General features: G+C 70.4%; 6 protein-coding genes. All 6 read left to right on the forward strand.

Annotation, left to right across the window (positions count from 1 at the left end):
* Nucleotides 1–524, forward strand: a 524-nt coding sequence (locus WBP48_RS13600) for a GntR family transcriptional regulator (RefSeq protein ID WP_424441289.1), incomplete at its 5' end; no start/stop codon positions are given.
* Nucleotides 525–548: 24 nt separating this feature from the next.
* A complete protein-coding gene (locus WBP48_RS13605; RefSeq protein WP_424441290.1) occupies nucleotides 549–2,072 on the forward strand; it encodes an MmgE/PrpD family protein in 1,524 nt (507 codons plus the stop codon).
* Between the two features lie 103 nt (nucleotides 2,073–2,175).
* The gene (gene prpB, locus WBP48_RS13610; protein WP_424441291.1) at nucleotides 2,176–3,078 is read left to right on the forward strand and encodes a methylisocitrate lyase; all 903 of its coding nucleotides are present in this window, start codon (nucleotides 2,176–2,178) and stop codon (nucleotides 3,076–3,078) included.
* A 1-nt stretch (nucleotide 3,079) separates the two neighbouring features.
* Nucleotides 3,080–4,276 (forward strand): bifunctional 2-methylcitrate synthase/citrate synthase, encoded by a 1,197-nt coding sequence (locus WBP48_RS13615; RefSeq protein WP_424441292.1) that lies wholly within the window; start codon nucleotides 3,080–3,082, stop codon nucleotides 4,274–4,276.
* 68 nt (nucleotides 4,277–4,344) lie between these two features.
* Nucleotides 4,345–5,547: a thiolase family protein gene (locus WBP48_RS13620; RefSeq protein WP_424441293.1), complete on the forward strand. Its 1,203-nt coding sequence runs from the start codon at nucleotides 4,345–4,347 to the stop codon at nucleotides 5,545–5,547.
* A 287-nt stretch (nucleotides 5,548–5,834) separates the two neighbouring features.
* On the forward strand, nucleotides 5,835–6,023 hold a 189-nt coding region (locus WBP48_RS13625; RefSeq protein ID WP_424441294.1), incomplete at its 3' end, for a PfkB family carbohydrate kinase.

Here is a 6,023-nt window from a genome sequence, read left to right on the forward strand (position 1 = left end):
CTGACGGTCTCGTCGTGCAGGTCTCGCCGCGGGTGACGGTCGTCAGCGATCTCGACACCGGCGACATCCGGGAGCTGTTCGAGTTGCGGCGCGCCCTCGAGGAGACGGCCGCCCGCCTGGCCGCCCAGCGCGGCGACGCCGAGCTGTTCGCGACGCTCGCCGCCGAGTTCGACCGAACGGATGCCGCAGCGGACCCCGACGCCTACTACGCCCTGATCGCGCGGTTCGACGCCGCCCTCGACGACGCCGTGGCCAACGACTATCTGACGGCGGCGCTGCGCACCGTGCGCACGCACCTCGTCCGCGTCCGCCGGCTGGCGCGGGACAACCCGGACCGACTCGCCGCCTCCGTCGCGGAACACGGCGTCATCGCGGGTGCCATCGCCGACCGCGACGGGGACCTCGCCGCGCACGCGACGCACGTCCACTTGTACAACGCCCGGCGGGCGATCCTCGCCTCCCTCGAGAGCGCCGGCCGCGCCGACGCGGCGCCTGCGGCGCACCACTCAACGACCGGGGCATAGCTCCGAAACCGAAAGGAACCACGTATGACCGTCACGCATCACGTTCGCGTGTATCGCAGCGAAGAAGAGCTGCCCCGCGAGGAGCAGCTCGCCTGGAGGATCGCCGAGGTCGCCGCCGACCCCGTCGCCGTCCTCCCCGAGGTCGCCGAGATGATCATCAACCGCATCATCGACAACGCGTCGGTGGCCGCGGCATCCCTGAACCGCGGCCCGATCATCGCGGCCCGCGCGCAGGCGCTCTCCCACCCCGTCTCGACGGGGGGCGCAGGCTCGTCGATCTTCGGACTCGCAGCCGAGAAGTCCAGCCCGGAATGGGCCGCATGGGCCAACGGCGTCGCCGTGCGCGAGCTCGACTACCACGACACCTTCCTCGCCGCCGAGTACTCGCACCCCGGCGACAACATCCCGCCGATCCTCGCGGTCGCCCAGCACGTCGGCACCGACGGCGCCGCGCTGATCCGCGGCATCGCGACCGGCTACGAGATCCAGGTCGACCTCGTGCGCTCGATCTGCCTGCACAAGCACAAGATCGACCACGTCGCCCACATCGGCCCGTCGGCCGCCGCGGGGATCGGGACGCTCCTCGGCCTCGACGTCGAGACGATCTACCAGGCCGTCGGCCAGGGGCTGCACACGACGACCGCGACACGGCAGAGCCGCAAGGGCGAGATCTCCACCTGGAAGGCGCACGCCCCCGCCTTCGCCGGGAAGATGGCCGTCGAGGCCGTCGACCGGGCGATGCGCGGCCAGACCTCGCCGTCGCCGATCTACGAAGGCGAAGACGGCGTCATCGCGTGGATGCTCGATGGCCCCGACGCGTCCTACGACGTGCCGCTGCCCGCCCCGGGCGAGCCGAAGCGCGGCATCCTCGACACGTACACGAAGGAGCACTCTGCGGAGTATCAGGCGCAGGCGTGGATCGACCTCGCCCGCAAACTCCACAATGAACGCCCCGAGCTGGCCGACCCCGCGAACATCAAGCGCATCGTGCTGCACACGAGCCACCACACGCACTACGTGATCGGGTCGGGCGCGAACGACCCGCAGAAGTACGACCCGCAGGCCAGCCGCGAGACCCTCGACCACTCGATTCCGTACATCTTCGCGGTCGCGCTGCAGGACGGCGGCTGGCACCACGTCGACTCGTACGCCCCGGAGCGCGCCGCCCGCGCCGACACGGTGGCGCTGTGGCACAAGATCACGACGGCGGAGGACGCCGAGTGGACGCGCCGGTACCACTCCGAGGACCCGAACGAGAAGGCCTTCGGCGGCCGCGTCGAGATCGAGCTGGCCGATGGCACGACCCTCGCCGACGAGATCGCCGTCGCCGACGCGCACCCGCTGGGCGCTCGGCCGTTCGCGCGCGAGGACTACATCCGCAAGTTCCGCATCCTCGCCGAGCCCGTGCTGGAGGAGGCCGAGATCGAACGCTTCCTCGGGCTCGTGCAGCGCCTGCCGGAGCTCACCGCCGACGAGGTGCGCGAGCTGAACATCATCGCGAAGCCGGGCGTGCTCGACCTCGCGGCGGCGCCGAAGGGGCTGTTCTGATGCCGCGGGCTGCACAACTCCGCCTCAGATCGGCAACAGCCCCGCAGATGGCCCGAGTTCGTCCTCTCAGGCGGAGTTATGCAGACCACCGGAAGGAGAACTGATGCTGTACGCCACCACACCGGCCGCCGAGAAGCGGCGGATCCTGCGCGAGCGGCTCGCCGCGGGCGAACTCGTGCGCTTCCCCGGCGCGTTCAACCCGCTGTCGGCACGTCTCATCGAGCGCAAGGGCTTCGAGGGGGTCTACATCTCCGGCGCGGTGCTGTCGGCCGACCTGGGGCTTCCCGACATCGGGCTGACGACCCTCACCGAGGTCGCCGGCCGCGGTCAGCAGATCGCCCGCATGACGGAGCTGCCCGCGATCATCGACGCCGACACCGGCTTCGGCGAGCCGATGAACGTCGCGCGCACGATCCAGACGCTCGAGGACGCGGGGCTTGCCGGCACCCACATCGAGGACCAGGTCAACCCGAAGCGCTGCGGGCACCTCGACGGCAAGCAGGTCGTCGACGAGGACACCGCGCTCAAGCGCATCCGGTCCGCCGTCGATGCGCGGCGCGACCCGAACTTCCTCATCATGGCCCGCACCGACATCCGCGCCGCGGAAGGCCTTCAGGCCGCGATCGACCGCGCGAAGGCGCTGGTGGATGCCGGGGCCGACGCGATCTTCCCCGAGGCGATGCGGGATCTCGGCGAGTTCGAGGCCGTCGCCAGCGCGGTGGACGTGCCGGTGCTCGCGAACATGACCGAGTTCGGCAAGAGCGAGCTGTTCTCGACGGCACAGCTGCAGGATGCCGGCGTGCAGATCGTCATCTGGCCGGTGTCGCTGCTGCGGATGGCGATGGGCGCGGCATCCCGTGCACTCGATACGCTGAACGACGAGGGGCACCTGACGAGCCGGCTCGGCGAGATGCAGCATCGTGCCGACCTCTACGACCTCATCGACTACGAGGCTTACAACCACTTCGACACCAACGTCTTCAACTTCACCATCACGAAGGAGTGACATGACCGACATCCAGCTCGACATTCACAAGGGACTCACCGGCGTCATCGCCGACGTCACCGCCGTCAGCAAGGTCAACCCCGAGACCAACTCGCTGCTGTATCGCGGCTACCCGGTCCACGAGCTGGCGGCGACGCAGCCGGCCGAGGCGGTCGCCTACCTGTTGTGGAACGGCGACCTGCCCACCGCCGAGCAGCTCGCGCAGCTGCGCGCCACCGAGCGGGAGCACCGCGCCCTCGCGGACGACGTCAAGACGGTCATCGACCTGACGCCGCTCGATGCGCATCCGATGGACGAGGTGCGCTCGGCGATCAGCGTGCTCGGCGCGCGGGACCTCGAGGGCAGCGGTTCGGTGCTCGATGCCACCGGCACGCCGGAGCAGAACCTCGAGCGCAGCGTGCGGCTGTTCGCGGCACTGCCCGCGATCGTCGCGTACGGGCAGCGCCGCCGGCGCGGTCAGGACCTCATCGCACCGCGCGACGACCTCGACTACGCCGCCAACTTCCTGTGGATGACCTTCGGCGAGGAGTTCGACCAGGTCGTCGTCGACGCCTTCAACCGCTCGATGATCCTCTACGCCGAGCACTCGTTCAACGCGTCGACGTTCACGGCCCGCGTCATCACCTCGACCCTCAGCGACCTGTACTCCGCGGTCGTCGGCGCGATCGGCGCGCTCAAAGGGCCGCTGCACGGCGGCGCGAACGAGGCGGTGCTGCACATCTTCGACGAGATCGGGGATGCCGACAACGTCGTGCCCTGGCTCGACGTCGCACTCGCGCAGAAGCGCAAGATCATGGGCTTCGGTCACCGCGTGTACAAGCACGGCGACTCGCGTGTGCCGACGATGAAGGCGGCGCTGGACACGCTCATCGCCTACTACGACCGGCCCGATGTCGAGGCGCTGTACGCGACGCTGGAGAACGAGTTCGTCGCGCGCAAGGGCATCTACCCGAACCTCGACTATCCGTCCGGCCCGGCGTACAACCTGATCGGCTTCGACACGCTCACCTTCACGCCGCTGTTCGTCGCCGCGCGCGTGGTCGGGTGGACGGCGCACATCATGGAGCAGACGGCATCCAACGCGCTGATCCGTCCGCTGTCAGCGTATGTCGGGCACGAGGAGCGCCACATCGAGGGCTTCGTCGACGAGGTGGGCACCTCGACGATCACGCTGCGCGCGGCGGAAGCCGAGGGCTGACGCGAGCGGGGTGGGACTGCCGAAAGCGCGCCGCCCGTGGCGAGAGCGATAGGGGCAGGATGGGTGCCATGAGCACCGTCGCCCGTACCGCTGTCGTCGTGGACGCCGTCCGCACCGCCTCCGGTCGCGGCAAGCCCGGGGGAGCCCTCAGCGGCATCCATCCCGTCGACCTCGCGGCGCACGTGCTGCGCGCCGTGCTCGAGCGCAACGGGCTGGAGTCGACGCAGATCGACGACGTCCTCCTCGGCTGCGTCAGCCAGGTCGGCGAGCAGACGATGAACGTCGCGCGCCAGGCGGTGCTGGCGGCCGGGTTCGACGAGTCGGTGCCCGCCACGACGATCGATCGTCAGTGCGGGTCGAGCCAGCAGGCGGCGCACTTCGCGGCGCAGGGCGTGATGGCCGGCCAGTACGACATCGTGATCGCGGGCGGGGTCGAGTCGATGAGCCGGGTGCCGCTGGGGATCGCAGCATCCGTCGCCGGATCGCCGTTCTCGCCGGGACTGCGCGAACGCTACCCGGATGGGCTCGTGAACCAGGGGGTCTCGGCGGAGCTCATCGCCCAGCGGTGGGGGCTCAGCCGTGATGACCTCGACGCGTTCGCCGCGCAGTCGCACGCTCGCGCTGCGGAGGCGGCGGCGCGGGGACGGTTCGCGTCGCAGGTGGTGCCGGTGATGACGGGCATGACGGATGCCGGGGCCGTCGCGGCCGACGAGACCGTGCGTCCCGGGACCACTCTCGCCGGCCTTGCGGGGCTGCCGCCGGCGTTTCGCACCGAAGCGCTGGCGGCGCGTTTTCCGGAGCTGGACTGGCGGATCACCGCGGGCAACTCCTCGCCGCTGACCGACGGCGCCTCGGCCGTGCTCATCATGAGCGAACAGCGCGCCGTGCAGCTCGGGCTGACCCCGCGTGCCCGGTTCCACGCGTTCGCCGTCGTCGGGGACGATCCGCTCCTGATGCTCACCGGACCGATCCCGGCGACGCGTCGCATCCTGGAGCGCAGCGGCCTGTCGATCGACGACCTCGACGCATACGAGGTGAACGAGGCGTTCGCGTCGGTGCCGCTCGCGTGGGCGGCGGAGGTGGCGGCGGATGCCGACAAGCTCAACGGCTGGGGCGGTGCCATCGCGCTCGGCCACGCGCTCGGATCGAGCGGCACGCGGCTGCTCGGAACCCTGCTGGCGTCGCTCGAGTCCACGGGCGGCCGCTACGGGCTGCAGGCGATGTGCGAGGGCGGCGGCATGGCCAACGCCACGATCATCGAGCGGCTCTGATGCGAAAGTCTCGCAGCCGCGAGGCAGACTTTCTCGCCCCGCGGCGCGGCAGCGCCACTGAAAAGCTGAAGCGAAAGTCTCGTGACATGACTCAGACTTTCCCGCCCCACGGCGCGGCAGCGCCACTGAAAAGCTGAGCCGATCCCGTCATCGGGCGGCGCGCCGGCGGGTCCGGCTCGGGTCGATGGCGAGCGTCGGCTCATCAGGGGCGCTGCCGCGCCGTGGGGGAGAAGATCTGCCCGGGGAGGCGCGAGACTTGCGCGTCGGGATCAGGCAAGAATGGCTCTGTGTCGCAACGAGGTTCTGAGGTGCCGGTGCAGGTGCTCGGTCGCGTGGTCGTCGTCGGTTCGGTCAACGCCGACCTGATCGCATCGGTGCCGTCGCGGGCGGGCGCGGGCGAAACAGTGCTCGCCACGGGCCTTGCCCGACGCTCCGGCGGCAAGGGCGCGAATCAGGCGGCCGCCGCTGCGCGTGCC

This window comes from Microbacterium sp., from assembly GCF_049661145.1.
Classification (GTDB): Bacteria; Actinomycetota; Actinomycetes; order Actinomycetales; family Microbacteriaceae; genus Microbacterium.

Coding starts and splice junctions, on each gene's coding strand:
- WBP48_RS13605 (WP_424441290.1), top strand. CDS start 549: ATGACCGTCACGCATCACGTTCGCGTGTATCGCAGCGAAGAAGAGCTG.
- prpB (WP_424441291.1), top strand. CDS start 2,176: ATGCTGTACGCCACCACACCGGCCGCCGAGAAGCGGCGGATCCTGCGC.
- WBP48_RS13615 (WP_424441292.1), top strand. CDS start 3,080: ATGACCGACATCCAGCTCGACATTCACAAGGGACTCACCGGCGTCATC.
- WBP48_RS13620 (WP_424441293.1), top strand. CDS start 4,345: ATGAGCACCGTCGCCCGTACCGCTGTCGTCGTGGACGCCGTCCGCACC.